The sequence below is a fragment of the Flavobacterium sp. DG1-102-2 genome (genome assembly GCF_033042555.1).
Lineage (GTDB): Bacteria > Bacteroidota > Bacteroidia > Flavobacteriales > Flavobacteriaceae > Flavobacterium.
Map to the genome: position 1 here is coordinate 55,651 of NZ_JAWLIK010000010.1, position 23,008 is coordinate 78,658.

20 protein-coding genes are annotated in these 23,008 nt (G+C 42.2%); 7 read left to right on the forward strand and 13 right to left on the reverse strand.

The features are described from left to right. Positions 1-41 precede the first annotated feature (41 nt). Both R1T16_RS14205 and R1T16_RS14210 read right to left on the reverse strand, forming a co-directional pair. Positions 42-770 carry an SDR family oxidoreductase gene (locus R1T16_RS14205; protein ID WP_317501782.1) on the reverse strand — a complete coding sequence of 243 codons (729 nt, stop codon included), beginning with the start codon at positions 768-770 and terminating at the stop codon, positions 42-44. Between the two features lie 97 nt (positions 771-867). Then, complete coding sequence (locus tag R1T16_RS14210) at positions 868-1,797, reverse strand: helix-turn-helix transcriptional regulator (protein WP_317501783.1); 930 nt, start codon at positions 1,795-1,797, stop codon at positions 868-870. A gap of 112 nt (positions 1,798-1,909) precedes the next feature. Here R1T16_RS14210 and R1T16_RS14215 point away from each other — a divergent pair, with 112 nt between their 5' ends. The 4 genes from R1T16_RS14215 (at position 1,910) to R1T16_RS14230 (ending at position 5,877) form a co-directional block, all read left to right on the forward strand. Further along, the gene (locus tag R1T16_RS14215; RefSeq protein WP_317501784.1) at positions 1,910-2,782 is read left to right on the forward strand and encodes an Abi family protein; all 873 of its coding nucleotides are present in this window, start codon (positions 1,910-1,912) and stop codon (positions 2,780-2,782) included. A gap of 320 nt (positions 2,783-3,102) precedes the next feature. Continuing rightward, positions 3,103-3,588: a hypothetical protein gene (locus tag R1T16_RS14220; protein WP_317501785.1), complete on the forward strand. Its 486-nt coding sequence runs from the start codon at positions 3,103-3,105 to the stop codon at positions 3,586-3,588. Positions 3,589-3,769: 181 nt separating this feature from the next. Continuing rightward, positions 3,770-4,198: a response regulator gene (locus R1T16_RS14225; RefSeq protein ID WP_317501786.1), complete on the forward strand. Its 429-nt coding sequence runs from the start codon at positions 3,770-3,772 to the stop codon at positions 4,196-4,198. 83 nt (positions 4,199-4,281) lie between these two features. After that, positions 4,282-5,877 (forward strand): PAS domain S-box protein, encoded by a 1,596-nt coding sequence (locus R1T16_RS14230; RefSeq protein ID WP_317501787.1) that lies wholly within the window; start codon positions 4,282-4,284, stop codon positions 5,875-5,877. A gap of 3 nt (positions 5,878-5,880) precedes the next feature. Here R1T16_RS14230 and R1T16_RS14235 read toward each other — a convergent pair whose 3' ends face one another. Then, a complete protein-coding gene (locus tag R1T16_RS14235) occupies positions 5,881-6,540 on the reverse strand; it encodes an NAD(P)H-binding protein (protein ID WP_317501788.1) in 660 nt (219 codons plus the stop codon). 179 nt (positions 6,541-6,719) lie between these two features. Here R1T16_RS14235 and dinB point away from each other — a divergent pair, with 179 nt between their 5' ends. Next, a complete protein-coding gene (dinB, locus tag R1T16_RS14240; protein WP_317501789.1) occupies positions 6,720-7,823 on the forward strand; it encodes a DNA polymerase IV in 1,104 nt (367 codons plus the stop codon). Between the two features lie 97 nt (positions 7,824-7,920). Here the strand turns inward: dinB and R1T16_RS14245 are convergent, their stop codons facing one another. From R1T16_RS14245 to uvrC, 3 genes are all read right to left on the reverse strand, one after another. Then, the gene (locus R1T16_RS14245; RefSeq protein ID WP_317501790.1) at positions 7,921-9,390 is read right to left on the reverse strand and encodes an APC family permease; all 1,470 of its coding nucleotides are present in this window, start codon (positions 9,388-9,390) and stop codon (positions 7,921-7,923) included. 253 nt (positions 9,391-9,643) lie between these two features. Then, positions 9,644-11,845 (reverse strand): patatin-like phospholipase family protein, encoded by a 2,202-nt coding sequence (locus tag R1T16_RS14250; protein WP_317501791.1) that lies wholly within the window; start codon positions 11,843-11,845, stop codon positions 9,644-9,646. Positions 11,846-11,848: 3 nt separating this feature from the next. After that, entirely contained in the window at positions 11,849-13,645 is a 1,797-nt protein-coding gene (gene uvrC, locus R1T16_RS14255; protein ID WP_317501792.1) for an excinuclease ABC subunit UvrC, read from the reverse strand. A gap of 404 nt (positions 13,646-14,049) precedes the next feature. Between uvrC and R1T16_RS14260 the strand changes: the two genes are divergently transcribed. Together R1T16_RS14260 and R1T16_RS14265 are read left to right on the forward strand one after the other, a co-directional pair. Further along, a complete protein-coding gene (locus R1T16_RS14260; protein ID WP_317501793.1) occupies positions 14,050-15,018 on the forward strand; it encodes a succinylglutamate desuccinylase/aspartoacylase family protein in 969 nt (322 codons plus the stop codon). 76 nt (positions 15,019-15,094) lie between these two features. Continuing rightward, positions 15,095-15,661 carry a 5-formyltetrahydrofolate cyclo-ligase gene (locus R1T16_RS14265; protein WP_317501794.1) on the forward strand — a complete coding sequence of 189 codons (567 nt, stop codon included), beginning with the start codon at positions 15,095-15,097 and terminating at the stop codon, positions 15,659-15,661. Positions 15,662-15,716: 55 nt separating this feature from the next. On the opposite strand, the gene R1T16_RS14270 is transcribed toward R1T16_RS14265, so the two are convergent. From R1T16_RS14270 to R1T16_RS14300, 7 genes are all read right to left on the reverse strand, one after another. Beyond that, entirely contained in the window at positions 15,717-16,316 is a 600-nt protein-coding gene (locus R1T16_RS14270) for a lipoprotein signal peptidase (RefSeq protein ID WP_317501795.1), read from the reverse strand. A gap of 121 nt (positions 16,317-16,437) precedes the next feature. After that, positions 16,438-17,073 (reverse strand): hypothetical protein, encoded by a 636-nt coding sequence (locus tag R1T16_RS14275; protein ID WP_317501796.1) that lies wholly within the window; start codon positions 17,071-17,073, stop codon positions 16,438-16,440. Between the two features lie 66 nt (positions 17,074-17,139). Next, positions 17,140-17,589: a response regulator gene (locus tag R1T16_RS14280; RefSeq protein WP_317501797.1), complete on the reverse strand. Its 450-nt coding sequence runs from the start codon at positions 17,587-17,589 to the stop codon at positions 17,140-17,142. A 274-nt stretch (positions 17,590-17,863) separates the two neighbouring features. After that, positions 17,864-18,913, reverse strand: a complete 1,050-nt coding sequence (locus R1T16_RS14285; RefSeq protein WP_317501798.1) for an Ig-like domain-containing protein — start codon at positions 18,911-18,913, stop codon at positions 17,864-17,866. 248 nt (positions 18,914-19,161) lie between these two features. After that, on the reverse strand, positions 19,162-20,802 hold the full coding sequence (pgi, locus tag R1T16_RS14290) for a glucose-6-phosphate isomerase (RefSeq protein ID WP_317501799.1): 1,641 nt from the start codon (positions 20,800-20,802) through the stop codon (positions 19,162-19,164). 13 nt (positions 20,803-20,815) lie between these two features. Next, positions 20,816-22,051: a peptidoglycan DD-metalloendopeptidase family protein gene (locus R1T16_RS14295; RefSeq protein WP_317501800.1), complete on the reverse strand. Its 1,236-nt coding sequence runs from the start codon at positions 22,049-22,051 to the stop codon at positions 20,816-20,818. 22 nt (positions 22,052-22,073) lie between these two features. Then, the gene (locus R1T16_RS14300) at positions 22,074-23,006 is read right to left on the reverse strand and encodes a tryptophan 2,3-dioxygenase family protein (RefSeq protein ID WP_317501801.1); all 933 of its coding nucleotides are present in this window, start codon (positions 23,004-23,006) and stop codon (positions 22,074-22,076) included. Between the last annotated feature and the right edge of the window lie 2 nt (positions 23,007-23,008).

The following is a 23,008-nucleotide window of genomic DNA, read 5'->3' on the forward strand; positions in this document are numbered from 1 at the left end:
TAAACTAAATAATCCCCGCCATTTGGCGGGGATTACTGTTTTTATTCGGCAGGGTTAAGCATATCAAAAATCGCTTTCAGTCCGTCTGGTCCAGAGGTTGCCATGGCAACGCTCTTGTCGTAAGCAATCTCTGTTTTGCCTTCTTTTATCTGTTCAAGAACACTATCTACAAAGCCGTCTACAGGAGGTGCAAAGTCGTGTATGCCCACACCGCCCAAATCTGTATTAAGTGCCGGTGGAATAAGCTCTATAACCTCTATGCCTTTTGCTTTAAGCAGGTGGCGGGCTGATAGTGTAAACGAGTGAAAGAACGCCTTGGTTGCGCTGTATACCGGAATTTTTGCCGATGGTACAAACGCAAGTCCCGATGTTACATTTACAATAGTTTTAAGGGCAGGCAGCTTAGAAAATAAAGCGATAAGGTGCAGTGGCGCTTCAATATTGGTAACAATCTCTTTGCGCGCAAGGTCTAAGAAATCAGGATTATCAAGGTCCATCCAGTTTTGTATGCCTGCATTGTTTACCAGTGCATTTAGATCAGAATGATTTTCTGCTATCCAGCTGTACAGTTCTGTACGGCCACTTTCGGTGCTTAGATCGGCGGCCTTTGTAATGATACCCGGATTATTTGCAGCAGCCTCATTCAGCACGTCTTCGCGCCTTCCGCAAATGATTACGGTATTGCCCTCGGCTAAAAATCGTTTTGTAAGCCCCAGGCCTATGCCGCTTGCACCGCCTGTAACTAATATTTTACTGTTTTTAAGTTCCATTTTTGTGTAGATTTTTTGTTGGTACAAAGTTCGGATGCAACGGTAGGAAGGTGTTTGCAAAAAGCAATCCATAATTTGCAAAAATCAAATCAGGAAGCTATTCGCGAAAACTTAAGGGCGAGAGCGAAACGTGTTTCTTAAAGAAGTTAGAGAAATGGGCTACCTCCTCAAACCCCAGCGAAAAGGCAATTTCGCTTATGTTCCAGTCGGTTTGGCGCAGCAATATCTTGGCTTCCTGTAATATGCGGTTTTGTATCAGTTCGGTAGTTGTCTTTCCGGTCTGTTCCTTGAGCACTTTGTTGAGGTGGTTAACGTGAACCGAAAGGCGTTCGGCATAATCCTTAGCTGTGCGCAGCATTGTTTTTTGATTGGCAGAGGCTATGGGAAACTGGCGTTCAAGCAGTTCTATGAATAATGAGGTGGTGCGCGATGCCGAAGTATTGGTAACATACAGGCTGGTATCGGGCTGTAGTTTTTGTCCGTAATGGATGAGTTCCAGGAGGTAATTGCGCAACAGGTCATATTTGTAGGCATAACTGCCTTCCAGTTCGGCATGCATTTTTTCAAATAAAGCTTTTATTTCCTGAGCCTGAGCCTCATCGAGTATAAAAACAGGAAAACTGCCAGGCGCAAAGATGGGAAGTTCATCCGGCACCACGCCGCTTTTAGTTTGCACGAGGAATTCAGGAGTAAAAATGCAGAAGATGCCTTCCTGTTTTTCATCCAGCGGAATGTAGTTGTAAGGCACTTTAGGCGAAGCAAACAGCAAGGCATATTTGTCTATATCAATAACCTTGTCGGCATATTCGGCGCGGTTCCTGCCATCTAAAAGGCTTATTTTGTAATACATGCGGCGATTGTAAGGCATAACCTGCCTGAGCTTAAACTGGGTGATGATCTCACTCGACCTGAACACGTTAAAGTGGCCTATCTCTTTACTTATGCCATCAGGCAGCAACGGCCCGCCTGCGCCTGTGTTTTTATAAGGAGTGTTTTCGTAAAAATGTTCTATGGTATTCTTTTCCATAAGGAGGATGTTTGTAAAATTCAAAGGTAGGGAAAGTTTGGAATGTAAAAGATGCAGATGTAATAATGAAAAAGAAATTATTATATTTACTTACTTTATAATCATTGTATAAATGGGTAAAACTGCTACCAGTTCCAAAATTCAGATTCAAACGCTCCGAGATAGGGGGATGGAGTTAGATCTTCCTGAAGAAAAAATAAAAGAAATACTACTGGATATAGGCTATTACAGATTGGGTTTCTATTGGAATCCATTTGAAAAAAACAAGAGCCATGAATTTAATGGAGGGACTAAATTTTCTGATGTAGTTAAACTATATTATTTAGATGTTGACTTAAGAAATATCTTATCAAGATACATCAATAGAATTGAAATAAATTTTAGGACTAAAGTGGTCTACTATGTCTCTAACAAATATAAAACCAGCTCTACATGGTTCATAGACCCAATAGTAATGAATTCAAGATTTATAAGTACTATAAACGACTATTATAATGATAAATTTAAAAACAATAATCGCACAATACAGTTACATCATAAAAAATATCCAAAAGATACATATGCTCCGGCGTGGAAAACTCTTGAATTCTTTACTTTTGGTTCAATAACAAAAATTTTTAAATCTTTAAATGATCAGGATATTCGAAAACGAATTGCTAATGAATATAATGTATTGAATCTGAATAAATTTGTGAATTTAATAGATACTATAGTGTTTGTAAGAAATACGTGTGCCCATGGAGGAGTATTATTTGATTTTCAAATTCCTGAAGGAATCGCAATTTTGCCAGGGATTAACTTTAATAGTAATAACAGACACTCATTAGATTCTTGCATTAAGATAATCTCTTATATATTAAATTCTGTTTCTGAAAGCAGGAGGATAGAAATGGATGAGCTGATAAAAGATTTATTTAAAAATCATAAAGACAACAACGTAATTAGGGGTATTATTGAATCTAAAATCGGATATAAATTTGATTGATTTTGTCTTTATCAGGAATTGTTGTATATTTGCAATGTAAAAAGTGCCCTGCTATTCTTTAAGCTTTAGTGCTGCACTCTAAAAAAATATTTGTAAACCCGGACTTGCTCCGGGTTTTTTATTTCTTATAATATCCATAAACGTGCACCATCTGTACAAAAAATGAACAGCTTTATCCAAAGCGCCGCTTCTCATAATTTGTTACTTTTGTGAGGAGACATTAGATAATAGGAGATAGAAAAAAGACAACCTGTTGGTGTGTTTTACCTCATATCTAACATCTTAATTCTCAATACTAACATCTCAAAACTAAAATATACATGCCATTAATAGCAAAATTTATTGTAGCCAACGAAGAGAACGCTTACAAAGTGTCAGAAATGGCAAAAGATCATTATGCGTTTTCTAACATAAAAGAAAAAGATAAAGAAAATACGGTTGCGTCGTTTTTAGATAAAGCCAACTCATTTACCACCGAATGGCTTATGAGCTTTGATGTGACTGGGGAAGATGAAGACAGGCAGGAAGAGCCATTGGCTTTTGTTGTAATGATTTCGGCAAACATACCACAGGAAGCAGAGGGCGATAAGCCGCTTTACATAGAAAAGGCAATCCCGGCAAAGACAGAAGAAGGTACACACAAAGTACTGAACCGCGTGCTGGAAATAGCTGCACAGCGCAGGCACGATGTAATATGGGCAGAAGTTCCCGCTGCCGATATTGCCGTGAAAAAAGCGTATGAAGCCTTGGGTTTTAAAGAGGCCGGCAGGAGGGGAGAAGCATTGCTTTTCAGTAAAACGATATAAAAAAAGGCCTTGCATTCGCAGGGCTTTTTTATGCCTAAAAGTTAAAAATCTCTTAACAAAACGTGTTGTTCGTCGATGATTATTATTTTTTGCGCGAAAAATTTACTTGTTAAAATTGTTTGGTTTATTTTTATTGCTTTGAGATTGTTAAACAGTCTTGTCAATACTTAATAAACACATTATGGGTTCACGCTCCTGTTTCCTTGTAGAAGACGACGAAGATGACCGCGAGATCTTTACTCTGGCCCTTAAAAAAGCCGAAGCGGATTTTGTGTGCAGTACCGCCAAAAACGGAAAAGAAGCAATAGAAAAAGCACTATCCGGTGATTTTGTGCCCGGATATATTTTTGTAGATATCAATATGCCGTTAGTTTCGGGTAGGGACTGCATTAGGGCTTTTAAAAAGATTGAACGCTTTAAAGGCGTGCCTATTATTGCATATACCACCTCTTCGTTTTCTAAAGATATTCGCGAGATGCGCGATCTGGGTGCTACGCATTATCTTGTTAAACCTACAAGTTTTTCTGCGCTGGTACACATCCTTATCGAATTATTTCACGAAGAAAACCTACCGTTTTTTCTTACTTCGGGTGTAAATGCAGGGCATTAACTAATTTTCAGCGGTTTAATTGGTACTTTGGTAAATTCACTATATTTACTAATGTCCAAAATTAACACTGCAAAATTAGGTTAATGAGTACTTCTCAAAATATTCCAAAAGGTCTTCCCCTGTTTCAAAATTATGTGTACAGCGGGTTTGATAAATCTGTCATGGAAAAACTTCCTATGGCTTTATACACCTGCGATACAGATGGCGCTATTACTTTTTACAATCCTGCTGCCGTAAAGCTGTGGGGTCGTAAGCCTATTGTAGGGGCTGAAAAATGGAATGGCGCTTTTAAAACCTATTCGGTTAGCGGAGAACCTATCGAACGCGGACAAAAACTTGGCGATGCAGATACAGGTTCGCCAAAGGCACCTGCGCCATTAGAACTTATAATAGAACGCCCTGATGGCTGCGTGAGCCTTGTTATGCTGCAAATATTAAATTTGTATGATGCTGAGGGTATTATTCTGGGGACTGTTAATGTGTTAGTGGATACTACAGATGATAGCTGCGGAAACGCCGTCCAGGAGATGCTGCAAAAAAAGGCTGAAGAAAACCGAAAGGCCTTTGTTACCAGCGAGGAGCGCTATCATAAAATGATTGATGAGGTTCAGGATTACGCCATTCTGCTCATTGACCGCAACGGCACAATACTAAACTGGAACAGGGGTGCCGAAACTATAAAAGGATATCGGGAATCGGAGATTGTAGGGAAAAATTTCAGGATTTTTTATCTGGAGACCGACCGTAAGGAAGGCCTGCCGGACAGGCTTCTGGAAGATGCATCGGTAAACGGCCGTGCCGGGCACGAGGGATGGCGTGTACGCAAAGATGGTAGTACGTTTTGGGGGTCGGTGGTCATAACCGCCCTGCACGACAGTAACAACGATATCATCGGGTTCTCTAAAGTTACCCGCGACCTAACCGAAAGGAAACTCGCCGAAGACCGCCTTACCAGTAATGCAAAGGCGATAGAATTCCGCAATAAACAGCTGGAAGAATATGCTTATGTGGCATCGCACGACTTGCAGGAACCGCTGCGAAAAATACAGGTATTCAGCGAGATGCTCCTGGATAGTATAGACGATAAAGATGAGGTATTACGGTACATCAATAAAATTGCTGCCAGCGCAGACAGGATGACCAATCTTATAAAAGACGTACTTAAATATTCGCAGGTAAGTAATACCGAAGAGCTGTTTGAAGTAACACATCTCAATCTTGTACTGCAAAACGTTCTCGATGATTTTGACCTGCTTATAGACCAGCGCAAAGTAAAACTTCATATTGGCGAACTGCCAATTTTAATGGGTGTACCCATTCAGCTGCACCAGCTGTTCTCTAACCTGCTGAGCAACGCGATAAAATTCAGTAACGCTGTTACCGCTCCTGAGATAAGCATAACTGCCCATGAGCCCACAGCCGAAGATATGGAAGGATGCTCTCCTTTAAACAATGGTGTACCCTACACAAAAATAGTTTTTAAAGACAACGGGCAGGGCTTTGAACAGGAATATGCCGACCAGGTATTTAAAATGTTCAAGCGCCTTGATGCCACACAGGGTACGGGCATTGGCCTCGCGCTCTGCAAAAAGATTGCCGAGGGGCACAAAGGCTGCATCAGCGTAAAAAGCAACCCGGGCGATGGGGCAGAGTTTAGCATCTTCCTGCCGCTTATATAAAGCTTACTTCCTGCTAATTTCCTTTATTTTATCTGAACTTACTATTGTATTTTGATAACTGTTGTTGGCTAACCAGAGCATGGCTTTTGCGATGCTGTCTGCGCTTATGCTTTTATATTTTGCAGCGTTGCCAAAAAGCAGCGGATTAAGCAGCCACATAAAACCCTGTGCCGCCTTTTCCATAATGCGTTTGTCTTTGCGCTTTGCAACAATTAAAGAAGGTTGAAGGATATGGGTTTTAGGCAGGTTCTCGTTTAGCACGGCATCCTGCATTTCGCCCTTTGTGCGGTTATAAAAGATTCCGCTTTCGGCGTCTGCCCCAATAGCCGAAATAACAATGTACGTTTTAATGCCGTTTTCTTTTGCAAGTTGTGCTGCAACCACGGGAATGCCATAATCTATTTTGTAATAAGTATCCTTATCAGGTGTTTGCGCTTTTGTAGTGCCAATGCAGCAATACACTTCATCGGCCGTAAAAACAGCTTTATAATCAGATAATCTGAAGAGGTCGATGACGTGCTCTTCCAGTTTTGGATTGGAAACATCACTTTTGCTTCTGGAAAAAAGTTTGATGGTATCATAGCGGGTGTCTGCAAGCAACAGTTTTAAAACTTCGCTGCCAACGGCACCGCTTGCCCCTAACAGTATAGCGGATTTAGACATAATAGCGTGGATTTTTTGTTTGGTGAATTGAAGGTACAAAAAAAAATACAGCCACCATTTTCATTAACGGCTATTTATGCCCGTGCAGGGATACTGCCCAGGCGTTAAATCTGCGTAGATTTGCCCAAATCCGCGTCATCCGCGTTCCATTAATTACCAGTAAGTTGTAATTTTGTATCATGGAATCGCCAAACGAAGAATCTATACGCCAGCGTAAAATAATCCACGTAGATATGGATGCGTTTTATGCATCTGTAGAGCAGCTGGATAACCCCATACTAAGAGGTAAGGCACTTGCTGTGGGCGGTGGCGAGAACAGGGGTGTGGTTTCGGCAGCTAGTTATGAGGCGCGCAAGTTTGGCGTGCGTTCTGCCATGAGCGGATTTTTGGCAAAAAAGAAATGCCCCCACCTTATATTTGTGCATCCCAGGTTTGACCGTTATCGCGAAATTTCCCAGCAGATACGAGCAATCTTCCTTGAATATACAGACCTTGTAGAGCCGCTTTCGCTTGATGAAGCCTACCTCGATGTGACCCAAAACAAAAAGGGAAATCCAAGCGCTACAATGATAGCACGGGAGATACGCCAAAAAATACTCGAAAAGACGGGTTTAACGGCCTCTGCCGGAATTTCCATCAACAAGTTCATTGCTAAGGTAGCGAGCGATTACAATAAGCCTAACGGCCAAAAAACGGTAAATCCTGATGAGGTACTTGAATTTTTGGAGAATCTGGCTATTGGCAAATTTTACGGAGTGGGAAAAGTAACCGAAGAGAAGATGTACCAGCTGGGCATTTTTACGGGCGCGGACCTCAAGCAAAAATCTATAGAATACCTGACTGATCACTTTGGTAAATCGGGTGCTTACTACTACCATGTGGTGCGCGGCATACATAACGGACAGGTGAAGCCCGACAGGCTTGTAAAATCGGTAGGTACAGAGCATACATTTGACGAAAACCTGGTCTCGGAGATATTCATGATGGAAAGACTGGACATCATTGCCGATGAGCTTACACGCCGCCTTAACAAAAAAAAGATAGCGGGTAAAACCATTACACTCAAAATAAAATACAGCGACTTTACGCAGCAAACCCGCAGCAAGACCCTGCCCTATTTTATTTCCGACAAAAGCCTTATCATGGAAACCGTAAAAGAATTGCTATATCAGGAAAAACTAAAGGATTCCGTACGATTGCTCGGGATTTCTTTAGCCAACCTCAATACGGAAGAATCGGGTGTAAAAAAGCCGGTTGCCGTGCAGCTTAAGTTTGATTTTTAAAAGTCCGAAGTCCGTTGCTTTGCAAGTCTGTGTGACAAAAAAATCCCGATAGCGAGCCATCGGGATTCAGTCAAAATATTTGTATTTGTTTGGTGTTTTATTCTTCTGTTGGCTTATTGTTAAGCCTGCTGTTACGCTTACCGTAAGAGAAATATACCAGGATACCTACCACAAGCCATGACAGCGACAGCAGCTGTGCATCTATGCTTAGGTTTATCATAAGGTACGTGTTGATAGCAATACCGCAAACAGCGATTACAGGAAGCGCAGGTACTTTAAACGTACGCTCCAGCTGTGGTTGTTTTACCCTTAATATCCATACGGCAATACAAACCATTGTAAAGGCAAACAGGGTACCAAAGCTGGTCATGTCTGCAAGCTTGCTGATAGGGGTAAAGGCCGCGACGATAGATATGAATCCGCCCAGTATCATAAGGTTTGTTCTTGGAGTACCGGACAACGGGTGAATTTTTGAGAAAACTGATGGGATAAGTCCGTCTTTAGACATTCCAAGGAAAATCCTTGACTGGCCCATTACCATAACCATAAGCACTGATATAAGCCCGATGGTTGCAGCGATAGTAATAATGTATCCTGCCCATGCCTGCCCGGCAATATCAAATGCATACGCAACAGGAGCCTTAATAGCTTCAGGATATTTTCCAAGTGGGTTAAAGTCAGAATAGTTCATCATGCCCGTAAGTACTAATGACACTAATATATAAAGTACAGTACATACTAATAATGACACGATAATAGCAAAAGGCACGTCTTTTTTAGGATTGATGGCCTCACCCGCCTGGGTAGAAACAGCATCGAAACCTACATAAGCAAAGAAGATAGCTGCCGCCCCCGAAACAATACCGCCGTAGCCGTACGCCTCATGAGTAACATCTTTTTCAATGATTTGTGTAGCATCAGGGATAAAAGGAGCCCAGTTTTCAGCGTTAATGAAGAACAAACCTGCAACGATTACAAAAATAACGGCAGACACTTTTAAAACCACAATAAAGTTATTGGCTTTTGCCGCGCTCGATGTTCCTCGTGTAAGTATAGAAATTACAAAGATTACGATTAAGAAAGCAGGAAGGTTCATAGAAAAGCCTTCTCCTGTATAGCTTGCAGGATCTGTAGTAAGATAGTCCGGCAGGTGCACCCCAAACATTTTGAGGAGCTTATTAAAATATCCTGACCAGGATACAGCTACCGTCATAGAGCCCATGGCATATTCCAGGATAAGTCCCCAGCCGATGATCCAGGCAAAAACTTCGCCAATTGTTCCATATGCATAGGCATAAGCAGAACCTTCAACAGGAAGGATAGAAGAAAATTCAGAATAGCATAACGCGGCAAATACACATGCAATACCGGCTATAATAAAAGAAAGTGCAAGGGCAGGGCCTGCGTGATAGTAAGCTCCGGTTCCGGTAAGTACAAATATTCCTCCACCGATGATAGCCCCGATACCTATAGCTGTTAAGCTCCATTTACCTAAAACTCTCTTTAGCTCACTTTTCTTCATATCTGCCTCAAAAGCAGATACGGGTTTAACTCTCCATATAGACATACGTTACATTTTAATTTTGAAGTCCCAAATATAGGGTTTTTATAAAAATTATGAAGTTTTTAACGAAAAATGTCTGTTTAATGTGTTTATAGATGTTTGATGGCGCAGTTATTTGTAAGAAGCGCCCACAAAAATTTGGTTATTCATTTTTATGTTTACTTCAGGATGTAGATTTGTGTAGTTGTGGATTTGGTTATTTAGAACAGCATAAGCGTACCGATTTGATACAGATGAAGCGCCAAATAACCGAAAATTAAAACCAGAACCCTACGCTTACCCACGTATAATGCTCTCCGGTATCAGGACTCCAGCTGTGCTTTACTTCTACAGGGCCGATGATGGTTTCCATACCGTAGCCAAAAGCATAGCCGCTAAAGGTTGGCAGCGAGAACATTTTGCCTTCATCAAAAAGATTATGCCCTACATTAGCATAGTTTGCGGTAAAGTTAAGGTGGTTCTTTTTATAGAATTCCCAGTCTAGCGTAAGCGCGCCCTTTATGTAGCTGTTTCCGGCAATGCTCAGAAAATCATAACCATAAAAATGGCGGAAGTTATTGGTCATGTTATAGCCATAACCACCTAAAATAAAATCGAAAGTAGAGATGCTTTCATCACCCAGGGCAAAGCCCATTTCGGCCTGCGCCTTGGCATTTACATTCTTAAACAGCGTTTTTGCGGTAGAAAGTTCGCCTTTTATGATACTGAAACGGTTAAAACCTCCGGTATAATCAGATGATAAAAGGTATGATTTGCCTTCTCCGGAAAAGAACCATCCTTCTGACGGAAAGTATTTATCATCATACGAATCGAATTTCAGGTAGCCATATACCGAAAGATAGTCGCTGTTGTCAAATATAGGGCTCACATTTGTGGTCTCCGATTTTACCTTTATGTGCTTATACTCAATACCTCCGCCTGCCATGAAGCGCTTTGCAAAGATAGTCTGCACATAGATCTGGTTCGTCCAGTCGGTAAAATCAATATTAGCAGCATCGCCGTCAAAGAGGCGGCTAAGGCTGCTTTGTGCACCATATTCCTGAGAAACATTTCGGTTAAACTGGCTAAAGTAAGAGTGCAGCCCGTAACTCAGGTAAAAGCCGTTGTCTATGTAATAATCAAGGTTGTACCGGAAGTTGTCGCCCAGCATGGCATCAACAGAAGCTACATCGTTGCGGCGCAAAAGGTTTTTATGGGTATAGTTAACTAACAGGGCACTTTTATACAGCCCGTCATAATGAAGCCCGAATTTTATGTAACGGTTTATGGGATTTTCGGTAACGTTTAGTCGTAGCGACTCGCCATCGGTATCTTTCTTAAAATTATACGATATGGCTGTGAAGTTTTGCGTGGCGTTAAGGCTGGTAATACCGTCGTTTAGTTTTGAGTAGCTTATTTTAGAGCCGGGCTTAAAATTAAGCTTACCAATAACATACGAACGCGTATAGTTGTGCAGCCCGCTTATCTTGATCTGATCGATACAAATGGAATCTTTACAGATGATAGCTTCCCGGTGTACAGGATGCCCCACGCCAAGCGGCACCAGCTGCTCTATAATTGCCATTGCAGATTCTTCTCCCTTGTCGATTATCGCCCTGCCTTCATCAAAAGAAATAACCGTAAAGCCTTTAATATCGGGTTTTATGTAAATGTCGGTGGCTTTGCTTTTGGTCTCCATCTTCTGGATCATCTGGTAGTTGTTGATCTGCAACAGCACGCCTGTAGCCCCTTTAATCTGGTCGCGCGTACGCAGCGGATCCTGCACATCTACCCCAATGATGATATCGGCACCCATTGCCTTCACCTCTTCAATGGGGTAATTGTTGGTTACACCGCCGTCAATAAGCAGCCTGTCGTCTATTTCTACAGGAGAGTATAACGATGGGAATGCGCCGCTGGCAAGTATGGCGTCCGGCAGTACGCCTTTGCGCAATACTACCTCTTTACCGGTTTCAATATCGGTAGCGATACATACAAAGGGAATAGGCAGGCTGTCAAATTCACGTACATGGCGCACGTGGTCGGTTAGCCTGTTTATGGTGTTGTAGTTGTATAAACCTTTAGAAAAAGCATTAGGAAAGCCTATCTTAAAATTTTTGAACGGAAGCGACAATGCATAAATTTCATCGTTTCTCCTTTCAAAAAAGTTTTTAGAACCTCTTGGCGTAAAGTCGCGCAGCAGGGCATCGGCATCGAGCGTAGTAAAAATGGAATCCAGCTGTTTAGCAGAATATCCTGAAGCATACAAACCGCCCACGATAGCGCCCATGCTCGTTCCACCTATGTACGAAATCTCAACACCGGCCTCTTCAAGCACCTTTAGCACGCCTATGTGTGCCAGCCCTTTTGCACCGCCTCCGCTCAGCACAACGCCTACTTTAGGCTTATGCTTTTTCTCCTGCCCCGTTACAGAACTAAAAAAGGACAGCGCCAGCAGCAGGAGAACCAGTTTTTTCATGGGTTATTTAGTCTTTTCTTGATAGAATTCAGTAATCTTTTTTGCTTTAGACGGGCCTACTACTTTAGCGATCTCTTCTTCAGGAGCAGCGGCCATGCGCTTAACCGATTTAAAATGCTTAAGCAGCGTTACCATGGTCTTCTCGCCTATACCCGGAATAGTCTCTACAGATGTTTGCAGCGCACTCTTGCTTCGCTTATCGCGGTGGAAGGTGATGCCAAAACGGTGGGCTTCATTACGCAGCTGCTGGATTATTTTCAGGGTTTCTGATTTTTTGTCCAGATACAGCGGCACAGAGTCGCCCGGATAGAAGATTTCCTCCAGTCTTTTTGCAATGCCCAAGATAGTAATTTTACCACGTAACCCCAAGGCATCCAGACTTTTTAATGCTGACGATAGCTGTCCCTTGCCCCCATCTATTATAATAAGCTGCGGTAAGGGTTCATTTTCGTCCAGCAGCCTGCGGTAACGGCGAAAAACAACTTCTTCCATAGAGGCAAAATCGTCAGGGCCAACAACCGTTTTAATGTTAAAGTGGCGATAGTCTTTTTTGCTCGCCTTGCCATCTTTAAACACCACGCAGGCAGAAACCGGATTGGTTCCCTGAATGTTAGAGTTATCAAAGCATTCTATGTGGCGTGGTTCTTCAGGCAGGCGAAGGTCGGCTTTCATCTGTGCCATGATTCGGTTGGTATGGCGATCAGGGTCAACGATCTTGATTTGTTTCAGCTGGTCCATCCTGAAAAAACGCGCGTTTCGTTCAGACAGGTCCAGTATCATTTTCTTATCGCCCAGCTTAGGCACGGTAACCGTTATGTTTTCGCCAACGCTAATAGGGAAGGGTACAAGAATTTCCTTCGACTGAAGGTGGAAACGCTCCCGTAGCTCTACTACGGCAAGTTCCAGTATCTCTTCGTTGGGTTCGTCCAGCTTTTTCTTTATTTCCATCGTATGGCTGCGTATTATGGCGCCATGCGATACCTGGATGTAGTTTACATACGCCATGCTTTCGTCAGAAATTATGGTGAACACATCAAGGTTAGATATTTTAGGGTTGAAAACAGTGCTTTTTGCCTGATAATTCTCCAGTACCCCTATTTTTTCCTTTATTTTTTGGGCTTCTTCAAAACGCATATCCATGGCAAGTTCCTGCATCAGCTTACGGAAATCTTTTAAAGATTCTTTAAAGTTGCCCTTAAGTATCTGCCTGATTGCTTCTACATGGTCCTGGTACACGGCTAACGGTTCGTGGCCTTCACATGGTCCCTTGCAGTTGCCCAAATGATATTCCAGGCACACCTTGTATTTGCCGGTGCGTATATTGGTTTCTGTAAGGTCGTAATTGCACGTGCGCAGCGGGTACAGCTCCTTGATAAGGTCAAGCAGCGTGTGTACTGTCTTAAAGCTGGTGTAGGGCCCAAAGTATTCCGATCCGTCTTTTATCACTTTTCGGGTAGAGAATACTCTTGAAAAAGGTTCGCGCTTAATGCATATCCACGGGTATGTCTTGTCATCCTTCAGCATGATATTATATCGCGGCTGAAGTTTTTTGATGAGGTTGTTTTCAAGCAGTAATGCTTCGCTCTCGGTAGGTACAACGATGTGCTTAACAGATGCTATTTTTTTAACCATCACGTTAGTACGCCCGGTATCGTGCACCTTGTTAAAGTAAGACATTACCCTTTTTTTAAGGTTCTTTGCCTTACCTACATACAGGAGCTTATCGTCTTTGTCAAAATACTGGTAAACACCCGGGTTGTCGGGCAGGGTTTGTATCTGGAGTTCAAGAGGAGTACGCATGTTGCAAAGTTAAAAACAAATCAGTAATGTTTAACGCGAGAAAGGTGTGAGTGTTGTGTTAATTTATATTCTTTTGTCTTGAAACAAAAGAATCAAAAATTCAAGGCTACAACTTCTTAGGCTACAAATTATGTGCAGCTAAACCATTCGAACTCGCTTCGCTCAAACAGCGAACGCTTCTTAACGCTGACGCACATAATTTGCTTAACGCCACAAAGTTTAAGGCCTTAGCTTCACTCATGGGTTTCTTTCCGGCTGGTATAAGCGTTCACTTTAACCTCTCTCCTTTTCTTCGTCAGTTCTCTCCCCTCTCCTTTGGAGAGGGGTTGGGGTGAGGAAAAACTGCAAACTGCCACTGTAAACTGAACACTAATTTTGTTACTTTTATCCTTTCACAATATTCTATGGCGATAAATAAGACAATCACGATACTTGGCGAAGAAGTTTTACCCGGCGAAAGCAAAACCATAACCATGGAAATTGCCCGCCTGCATACCATGACTAAACTTAAGATTCCCATAATCGTAGAGCGTTCAAAGATTCCGGGGCCTACGGTGCTGTTTAGTGCCGGGCTTCACGGAGATGAGATAAACGGCATTGAGATCGTGCGCCAGATCATTGTACGAAAGATAAACAAGCCCAAGCGCGGCACTATCATCTGCATACCTGTCGTGAATATTTTTGGGTTTGTAAACCAGAGCCGCGAGTTTCCGGATGGTCGCGACCTTAACCGCGTTTTTCCCGGTAGTAAGAACGGGTCGCTTGCCAGCAGGTTTGCTTACTATCTCCTTAAAGAGGTGATCCCTAATGTAGACTATTGTGTTGATTTTCATGCCGGGGGAGCCAGCCGCTTTAACGCACCGCAGATACGCATCGTTCCTAATAACGCCGAACTGAAAGAACTGTCAGATGTTTTTAATGCGCCATTTACGCTTTACAGTAAGAACATTCCGGGATCTTTCAGGAATGCCTGTACTAAGCTGGGTGTTAAGATGCTGCTGTTTGAAGGCGGAAAATCGTTAGATATAAACAACGACATTTCTCAGGAGGGCATACAGGGCGCCAAGCGTTTCCTTCAGCATTTTGATATGCTCAATCCGCAGCGAAAAGCACCTGTTGCTAACAACAATTCCATTTACATTGATAAGTCGGGGTGGGTTCGTGCCCGTGTTTCGGGATTATTCCAGCACAGGGCGGCGGCAGGCGATTTTGTGACCAAAGGCGATATAATTGCACTGATAACCGACCCTTTTGGCAAAGTTGAGAATAAAGTAAAAGCGCCTAACAGCGGCTATATCATTAATGCTAACGATGCGCCTATTGTATACCAGGGCGATGCGATTTTTCATATCTCGCAGAGCTACAGGTTTTAATTTAAGGGGATTTGTTGATGTGGATATTCGGTAATTCGTAGCTACACAACCAAATCCACAAATTACCAAATAAACAATGCAAAAAAAAGACCTCCGTTTACATTATAAAAATCTTCGTCAGGGATTGTCTGTAGAAGAGATTGAGGATAAAAGCCTTGCCATTGCCAACAGACTGTTGACGATGGATATCTGGAACAATATTTATTTTCACTTGTTTCTCACTATGGAAGAGCAGCGTGAGGTGCACACCGATTTCATACTGAATATACTTGCAGGAAAAGATAAGGAGGTCATTGTATCGCGCTCTGACTTTGAGACACGCCGAATGATACACTCTCTCCTAACCGATAATACACGGCTTGTAATAAGTCAATACGGTATACCTGAGCCGGTAGATGGAATAGAAGTGCCTTCTGATAAAATGGATGTGGTTTTTATTCCCCTGCTTGCTTTTGATGCCAAAGGACAGCGCGTGGGTTATGGGAAAGGCTTTTACGATCGCTTTTTAAGTGAATGCAAGCCAAATGTTATAAAGATAGGTCTGTCCTTTTTTGAAGTCACAGAAAAACTAATAGATACCAATGACACCGATGTACCATTAGATTACTGCGTAACACCTGAGAAAGTGTATTCGTTTATTTGATTATTTGTTCAATACAAAAGTTCCGAATTACCAAATCAACAAATAGTCAGATTCATTAACTTTTAGCGAATGCCTTTTTATTGAAAACGATAAGGATGCCTACTGCAATAGATATGGCAGCATCGGCTACGTTAAAGATAGCGTTGAAGAATGAGAATTCTTTACCGCCTATACCCGGTATCCATGATGGGAAGTGTGCATTTTTAATGATTGGAAAGTAAAGCATGTCTACTACTTTACCATGAAGCACCGTGCCGTAAGGCTTGTCTGAAAACAGGGTTGCTACCTGCCCGTGGCTGTGGTCAAAGATAAGTCCGTAAAAAACAGAATCGATTATATTCCCAAAGGCTCCTGCAAGTATAAGCGCGATAGACACGATAAGAAATTTAGACTGATGTTTCTTAACGGCATCGTTAAGCCACCATCCAATACCGCAAACCGCTACCAGCCTGAAAAGGGTAAGGAAAAGCTTTCCGTAAGTACCCGGAATCTGCGCTCCCCATGCCATACCTTCGTTCTCTATGAAATAGATCTGGAACCAGCTGAATACGGGCACCTTTTCCTCGAGCATAAAGTGTGTCTTGATGTATATTTTAGATATCTGGTCTACTAACAGTACAAGGATAACTATAAGATAGGCTTTCTTTAAGGACATTCTTTTAAAATTTTACCCGCAAAAATAATGGAAAATAATTACCCCTGCATTTTTAAGGGCATAATTACAGCAATTTTCACATTCTTAAAAATAAACGGCCCTATTTAGGGCCGTTATCAGTTTATTTGCCACAGTTCTTTTCATAGAGTTCTACTATTCTTTTAAGTCCATTCTTTTTGATGTCGTCTTTTACCAAAAGTTCAGCAAGCTGTGGGCAGTCCTGCTCAAAATTAATTTCCACAAATTTTTTAAGAGTCTTGAATGCGCCTATGGTTACACTTAATCCGCTGCTAACGTCTGAGTGAAAGTAAGTGCAATAATCGTTTTCAGGCCTCCAGAAAAAGTATCCATAGCCGGATGATGCTGTACTGGCTACTGCGCCCATTACCGCACCCGAATAAAAATATGCAGCTACAATATTCACCTTACCGGGTACAATCATTCTTACCCACGACTTATCTTTGTCAACCTTGTATTCCTTCTTGAATGTTTTGATATTAGCAAGTTTAAGCGCATAGTAAGTGGCTTCTTCGTTCTTTTTAAGGGTAACGGTAAACATCTTTACATCTTCAATACTGAATTTTTCTGTGCTGCCTTTTTTATCGGCTCTGAATGCAACTTTGTTTTTATCCGCAGTTCCGGGAATTTCTACAAATCCGGTCTTTACAGTTCCGTCGTTCATGGTAATTGTTCCGGGATAAAATTCCGCAAGTGCCGCCAAAGGGCAAAAAAGAAATAATAGTAGTAGTTTTTTCATGGTTAGTGAGGTTGATTATTTCACAATAATAATCAATAAAAAAATACTAGCCAATAGTTTAAAAAGTTATGCAGATATCACAAACTGCTCTCTTTTCGTTTGCTGTAAAATGCCATTCCAGTTTAAGGAAAGTACTTTTTTAAGTACCTTTTTAAGTTCAGGAAAATTGTTTGGCTTAACGATAAAGTGAGTTGCGCCAAGCTTATATACTTTCTCTATATCTTCTTCACTGCCGGTAGTGGTAAGTACTATAACAGGTACGTTATGCTGCTCACCATTTCTTATTTCCTGCAGGCATTCGTAGCCATTTTTTAATGGCATGTTGAGGTCAAGAAAAATAATATCGGGTGGAGGAACAGGCGGCCTGCCTAACAGGTCCATCAGCTGTTTGCCGTTTTCACTTGCGGTTAACCTGACTTCGCTATAAAGTTCTTCGAGTGCCTGCTCAAAGATGTAAGTGTCGTCCTCATCATCTTCGGCAAGAAAAATATTTTTATAAAACAATGTAGCATCCATATCCCCACAAGTTACGAGACCTTCAAAAAAATAGTAGATACTGTTTATAAATCGGCCCGTTTATATTCAATGCAAAAAAAAGGGGGATTTGTAAAGGGTAAAATATCTCTCTGTAAATCAGATTATCATCTGTAAAGATATTGTTTATTTTAAAAGTTTAATTACAAAATACTACAAAAATTATACTAAATTTTGCAATGCTGCGGGATTGCAAAATGCATAAATCCCCAAAGGATATCCTTCGGGGATTTATAATATAAAAGGTCGTTGGATGCTAATTTACAGTAACGTTATCTATGCCCACAACAGTAGAATAGATAGTGTCAGCCACATCTGTTGCAATAAATATTACATAGACAGGGCCTGTTATGTTGCCAAAATTGATCTGTTTGCTTGTCCATCCGGTAAATCCGGCATATTCGTCGCCTTCATCCGGCATGCCAGGGAAGCCATTGCATTGGGTAACATTCTGCCCAATGATATTAACGCTCGTTACAAATTCGGCATGCGCACCATTTTGGCCAACAACTACCGCCATGAACGAGTCGTCATATTCGCTGCCTACATATTCAAGGAATTCGGCAGAAAGAAAATTGTAATTGAATGACAGCGAAGAAGCAGCGCCGTCAAACGGACCCATGATAAGCGCACTCGATGTGCCGCCTATGGCATCATTAGCCGATATAAGCTGATTGCCTGATGTAATTGCGCCAAAAGAATTACCGTCAAACGGACTAAGACATCCCTGAGGGCCAGTAAGTACATTGCCATCGCCTATAAATACCAGGCCGTTAGTGCCATTCTCAAAACCGCTGTTGCCCGTAAGGTCTCCGGCAGGTTCAGCAAAAGTGGTATACTGAAACTCTGCGTCACTCATTAACGACTGGCCGCCGTCATCCTGCAATCCTGTAGTAAGCTTTACCGAAATTTCTGAGCCGCCTTTAAAAACAGTTTTTGGTGTAAAGGTCAGGATAGCATAGCCGTTAGCAGCTTCGTTTACAGATATTGTTCCTGTAACCTGCTTTCCGTTTTCTTTTACCACAAATGTATTTTCGTTTATCGATGATAAAAGGATCTTGTCATTAAAGAAAAACAATACCGGAGTGTAAGCAGGGTATTGCTCTCCCGATACCGACGGTATAGCCTGTGCTATTTCAAGCAGGTCTGCATCATTAGCATCGGTAATTTTAGTAACGCCGCCGTTACCATTGTTTATGATAGTGTAATAGCTGTCGGTGTTAGTATTGTTGTCGCTGTCGTCGTCAGAACAGCCTGTCAGCATAAACGCCGCAAACAGGGCAGAAGCATAAATAATTTTTTTCATAGATTAGATTTTGGTTGGTTGATTATTTAAAATAACTGCTTTGCAGGTAGGTTAATAACAGTCAAAACGCTGGTTACCCTACTTTTAGCAAAACTTTCGCCAAATTTAAATAATTCGGTAACAAGCCTATATACCCACTACTAATGATTATGTTTTTATTAACACAATGTTCCAGCCTCGCCTTTAGCGCAAAAATAAACCCCGAAGATCACTCTACGGGGTTTATGCTATCAACAGAAAACCGTTAACTATTTGCCTAAGAATTTCTCAAGTAAGAAAGTCGTAGAACTGTCGTGTGTTTTTACAGTTTTAGAGTTTATCTCATCAAGGATAGAGTTAGCCAATTGCTTGCCAAGCTCTACACCCCACTGGTCGTAACTGAAGATATTCCAGATAACGCCCTGTACAAATATTTTATGTTCGTATAATGCGATAAGCGATCCTAGTGTCTCAGGAGTTAGCTTTTTGATTAAAAGCGTATTAGTAGGCTTGTTACCTGCAAATACCTTGAACGGACGAAGGTAGTCAGCCTTATCTGCTGCTACGCCCGCTTTGTCAAACTCCGCCTGTACCTGTGCTTCGGTCTTACCGTTAAGTAAAGCCTCTGTTTGCGCAAAAAAGTTAGACATAAGCTTATCATGGTGGTCTTTATTGCCGTGTAGCGGCTCTATAAACCCAATAAAATCGGTTGGGATAAGTTTTGTACCCTGGTGTATCAGCTGGAAGAAAGCGTGCTGTGAGTTTGTTCCCGGCTCACCCCAAATGATAGTTCCTGTTTGGTAATTTACAGGTTTGCCGTCACGGCCTATGCTCTTACCGTTACTCTCCATAATACCCTGTTGCAGGTATGGAGCCAGTTTTTGCAGGTATTGTGTATAAGGGATCAATGCTTCGCTTTCGGCACCAAAAAAGTTGTTGTACCAAATGCTAAGCAATGCCAGTACTACCGGAATGTTTTCTTCATGCGGCGCAGTACGAAAATGGTCGTCCATTTTGTTTGCACCCGTAAGCAGGCTGTCAAAGTTTTCAAAACCTACTGCAAGTGCAATTGTAAGCCCTACAGCACTCCAAAGGGAGAAGCGTCCGCCAACCCAGTCCCACATCGGGAAAATGTTGTCTTCTGCGATACCAAATTCAGTAACCTTCTGGATGTTTGTAGATACGGCCACAAAGTGTTTTGCCACATCTTCCTGCTTAGCGGTTTTAAGGAACCAGTCCCTCGCTGTTTCGGCATTGGTAAGTGTTTCCTGTGTGGTAAATGTTTTAGAGGCAATTACAAACAGCGTAGTTTCAGGGTCAAGCCCTTTAAGGCTTTCCATAACGTGGTCGCCATCTACGTTAGATATAAACCTGACATTAAGCTGGTTCTTGTAAAATTTAAGCGATTCTACGACCATGGCGGGGCCAAGGTCTGACCCGCCGATACCTATGTTTACCACATCGGTAAATGCTTTGCCTGTATATCCCTTTTTGTTTCCGCCGATGATAGCATCACAAAACTGTTTCATCTTATTTTTAACCGAATAGATCTCCGGCAGTACATTAACACCGTCAACTTTTATGTCGGCGTTTTGAGGCGCTCGAAGTGCAGTATGCAATACAGCCCTGCCTTCGGTACGGTTTATGGTATCTCCGCCAAAGTATGCATCAATCGCTCCTTTAAGGCCTGCCTGTTGCGCAAGGTCCTGAAGCAGCTGCAATGTTTTTGCAGATATGATATTCTTGGAATAGTCAACTATAAAATCGTTCCATTGTATGTTGAATTTTGCCGTCCTTTCTTTATCAGCAGCAAACAATGCTGCCATTGATGCGCCCTGCATTTCGTTATAATGCCGGGTAAGTTCTTGCCAGGCGGCAGTACCGGACGGATTGATGTTTTCTAGTGCCATTGTAATGTGAATTTTATTTTGAGAATTTGATGTCTGATATACTGTCCAGCTCTTTTTTAAGCGGAGTGATATACTCCATGTAGCGTGGTTTTTCTTTAGCGTTCATAGGTTCAGAACTTGGCAGCTTCATGCGGAGCGCATCTACCTGAACACCGTTTTTCCAGAAACGGTAACATACGTGCGGCCCTGTAGCGAGGCCGGTACTGCCTACTTTACCTATAACGTCGCCCTGAGATACCCTCTGGCCGTTTCTAACCAATATTTTACTCATGTGCAGGTATTGGGTAGAGTATTGCCCGTTGTGCCTTACTTTAACAAAGTTACCGTTACCAGCGGTGTAACCTGTGCGTTCTACAACACCGTTAGCAGTAGTCATGATGGGTGTGCCTGTAGGCGCAGCATAATCGGTGCCGTTGTGGGCTTTCCATCGGCCTTGCACCGGGTGAAAACGCCTTGGTGAGAACCTTGAACTTATACGGCTGAATTTAAGTGGCGCTTTAAGGAACATGCTCTTAAGCACTTTTCCTTCTTCGTCATAATAATCAACTTTTCGGGCATTTGGATCTTTTTTAAAAGGGAAGGCATAAATACGCTTGCCTTTGTATTCAAAGTAAGACGATTCTATGCTTTCCAGTCCGGCATACTGTGTGCCGTCTATGTATCGTTCATTTACGGCAACAGCAAATTTGTCGCCTTTCTGGATTTTAAAGAAGTCAATAGACCAGGCATACACTTCAGACAGTTCGTGTGCCAGTGCAGGAGTAGCCCCCGCGTTAGATAATGTTTCTGATAATGAACCTTCAATCTCGGCACAAATAAGCCTGCGCTTAATGGTCATTGGCCTTACTTTTTTGTAGGCTTTAGCTATAGAATCGCGAACATCTACCACATAATAGCTGGTAGCATCGGGCTGGTACACAAACACCTGAAGTTTGTTTGGCGCAGCTTTTTGCTTAAGCATTGTAAATGCTTTGCCTACACGGATGTCGCGCAGGTCAAAAGAGTCTTTGATATTTTCGGTAATCTTGTGTATTGCAGCTGCATCATACCCCTCTTCGCTCAGTAATTTTCCAAAGGTGTCACCGTTCTCAATAGTGTCGTTAACCACTTTAAAGTCATTTAGCGTAAAGCCAAATTCTTTTACGATAGGGTCTTTTTTAACGGCAGCTTGTTTGGGTTTTGCGGTATCTTCCTCTTTTTTACAGGCAATTAAGGTAAACAGTAATAGTATGACGGTTAGGTATTTCAATGTGTGTAGTGCTCTTTATTGGTTATACATTCTCGCCCCAGGTTCTCAATTCTTCTTCAGACCATAGTTCCGGGAAAAATATCCTCCTTTGGTATTTAGGGTGCATGTACTTTTTCCAGTCGCTTCCGCCGGTAGCTTCCTGCGGGCCGTCCTGGCTCTCTATGTATTTGCGGGCAGCGTTAAGGTGGCCCATAACCCATGTAACGTTTACAGTATAGTCATAATGGCGCATTGCCTTAATAAGCATTGCATCCTGCTGGCTTTCCTGTGGCAGCTGTTTAAACTTTTGCCAGATGTTAATGGTATTGTATTTTTCCATCCAGCGCAGGAACTCCCCTTTGTATTTGTCTTCAAACGCATTAAGCAGGTACGATTTCTGACCGGTTTTGTGGTCTTTTCCGGCAGCCTGCCAATACAGGTGCTCCAGTGCGTGCTCATAAGGGGTGTTACGGTCTATAGTAGCACGGAAACGGTAATCTATCAGATTGATAAGATCTGTAGAGGCAAACTCAATAAGCCTGTACTGTGCGCTCTGGAAACCACTTGCAGGAGTAAGCGTGTTACGGAACTTCATGTACTGCTCTACCTCCATGCCATCGCCCATAATATCAAACGATGTAGTAAGCATGTCAAAATAGCGGCTTATGCGCATTAATCTTTCGGTAAAGAATGGGGTAGTGGGTGCTTCATTGTGGCAAAGCTGCTCCACTTCCCAAAGTATCATTTTAAACAGCAGTTCGTTAACCTGGTGGTACATGATAAATACCATCTCGTCAGGCAGGGTAGTGCGCTGTATCTGCAGGTTAAGCAGTGCATCAGTTTGTATGTAATCCCAATAGGTTATAGGCTTAGACCATAATAGCCCTTCAAGATGTGTTTCTGTTTTTTGGTTTATGGCAGCAAATTTTTCATTAAGCTGCTCTATTTTTTCCTGTATAGGGGATGTAATCTCCATTT

Bases quoted from the DNA above. Each gene is read 5' to 3' on its own strand.
- R1T16_RS14215 (WP_317501784.1), top strand. From the start codon at position 1,910: ATGGGTAAAACTGCTACCAGTTCCAAAATTCAGATTCAAACGCTCCGA.
- R1T16_RS14235 (WP_317501788.1), bottom strand. From the start codon at position 6,540: ATGTCTAAATCCGCTATACTGTTAGGGGCAAGCGGTGCCGTTGGCAGC.
- R1T16_RS14300 (WP_317501801.1), bottom strand. From the start codon at position 23,006: ATGGAGATTACATCCCCTATACAGGAAAAAATAGAGCAGCTTAATGAA.
- pgi (WP_317501799.1), bottom strand. From the start codon at position 20,802: ATGGCACTAGAAAACATCAATCCGTCCGGTACTGCCGCCTGGCAAGAA.
- uvrC (WP_317501792.1), bottom strand. From the start codon at position 13,645: ATGCGTACTCCTCTTGAACTCCAGATACAAACCCTGCCCGACAACCCG.
- R1T16_RS14205 (WP_317501782.1), bottom strand. From the start codon at position 770: ATGGAACTTAAAAACAGTAAAATATTAGTTACAGGCGGTGCAAGCGGC.
- R1T16_RS14245 (WP_317501790.1), bottom strand. From the start codon at position 9,390: ATGTCTATATGGAGAGTTAAACCCGTATCTGCTTTTGAGGCAGATATG.
- R1T16_RS14250 (WP_317501791.1), bottom strand. From the start codon at position 11,845: ATGAAAAAACTGGTTCTCCTGCTGCTGGCGCTGTCCTTTTTTAGTTCT.
- R1T16_RS14220 (WP_317501785.1), top strand. From the start codon at position 3,103: ATGCCATTAATAGCAAAATTTATTGTAGCCAACGAAGAGAACGCTTAC.
- dinB (WP_317501789.1), top strand. From the start codon at position 6,720: ATGGAATCGCCAAACGAAGAATCTATACGCCAGCGTAAAATAATCCAC.
- R1T16_RS14210 (WP_317501783.1), bottom strand. From the start codon at position 1,797: ATGGAAAAGAATACCATAGAACATTTTTACGAAAACACTCCTTATAAA.
- R1T16_RS14285 (WP_317501798.1), bottom strand. From the start codon at position 18,913: ATGAAAAAAATTATTTATGCTTCTGCCCTGTTTGCGGCGTTTATGCTG.
- R1T16_RS14280 (WP_317501797.1), bottom strand. From the start codon at position 17,589: ATGGATGCTACATTGTTTTATAAAAATATTTTTCTTGCCGAAGATGAT.
- R1T16_RS14275 (WP_317501796.1), bottom strand. From the start codon at position 17,073: ATGAAAAAACTACTACTATTATTTCTTTTTTGCCCTTTGGCGGCACTT.
- R1T16_RS14260 (WP_317501793.1), top strand. From the start codon at position 14,050: ATGGCGATAAATAAGACAATCACGATACTTGGCGAAGAAGTTTTACCC.
- R1T16_RS14225 (WP_317501786.1), top strand. From the start codon at position 3,770: ATGGGTTCACGCTCCTGTTTCCTTGTAGAAGACGACGAAGATGACCGC.
- R1T16_RS14270 (WP_317501795.1), bottom strand. From the start codon at position 16,316: ATGTCCTTAAAGAAAGCCTATCTTATAGTTATCCTTGTACTGTTAGTA.
- R1T16_RS14265 (WP_317501794.1), top strand. From the start codon at position 15,095: ATGCAAAAAAAAGACCTCCGTTTACATTATAAAAATCTTCGTCAGGGA.
- R1T16_RS14230 (WP_317501787.1), top strand. From the start codon at position 4,282: ATGAGTACTTCTCAAAATATTCCAAAAGGTCTTCCCCTGTTTCAAAAT.